This is a genomic window from Oleiphilus sp. HI0125 (assembly GCF_001635355.1).
Genome location: NZ_LWGF01000843.1, coordinates 1 through 1,060, shown reverse-complemented (window position 1 = coordinate 1,060; position 1,060 = coordinate 1). Strand labels below are relative to the sequence as shown.

1 protein-coding gene is annotated in these 1,060 nt (G+C 46.6%); it reads left to right on the top strand.

The annotated features are described in order from the left end of the window. Positions 1 to 911: ribose-phosphate pyrophosphokinase (locus A3762_RS13675; protein WP_068756116.1), on the top strand; the 911-nt coding region annotated here is incomplete at its 5' end. Positions 912 to 1,060 lie beyond the last annotated feature (149 nt).

The window sequence follows — 1,060 nt, the reverse complement described above, 5'->3', positions numbered from 1 at the left end:
ACCGTGATTTAGCACAGAAAGTTGTCGACAATTTACGCCTACCTCTTGGTAACGCTAAAGTCACTAAATTCAGCGACGGCGAAGTAGCTGTTGAGATTAACGAAAACGTTCGCGGTAAAGACGTTTTTATCATCCAACCAACCTGCAACCCAACCAACGACAACCTTATGGAACTCGTGGTCATGACCGACGCATTACGTCGCGCATCTGCAGGCCGTATTACAGCGGTTGTTCCCTACTTCGGCTATGCACGACAAGATCGTCGTGTGCGTTCAATGCGTGTACCGATTACAGCAAAAGTTGTGGCTGACATGATCACTGGCGCAGGCATCGACCGCGTATTGACTGTTGATCTGCACGCTGATCAGATTCAAGGCTTCTTTGATATTCCGGTAGACAACATTTACGCAACACCTATTCTGGTCGACGATATCATGACGCGCTTTAAAGAAGACTTTATCGTTGTCAGCCCAGACGTTGGCGGTGTTGTTCGCGCACGCGCAATGGCTAAGCGCGTTGGCGATGTAGATTTAGCAATTATTGACAAACGTCGCCCTCAAGCGAACGTTTCTCAAGTGATGCACATTATTGGCGATGTAAAAGGTAAAACATGCTTACTCATCGACGACATTGTTGATACAGCGGGCACGCTATGCAAAGCCGCCGAAGCATTGAAAGAGAATGGCGCAAAAGCAGTTTACGCTTACATTACCCACCCAGTTCTGTCGGGCCCAGCCATTAAAAACATCGAAAACAGCACATTGGACGAATTGATTGTCACAGACACCATCCCATTAAGTGACAACGCTGCAAAATGTGGTAAGATTCGCCCCCTTACGATTTCTGGCCTCATTGCTGAGTCGATTCGACGCATCAGCAATGAAGAGTCAATTAGCGCACTCTTCGATTAAACGAAGCAGCGCGTTAGAAAAATTTGCCTACTCCCTTCAGGGGCGTAGGCAAACTATCGAAAAGCACATAAGTGCTTTTTTTCGTTTTAAAATGCGTGTTATGAGTCTGGTCGCGGACTTGTTTCAACGCTTATTGAGGAATCAATAAT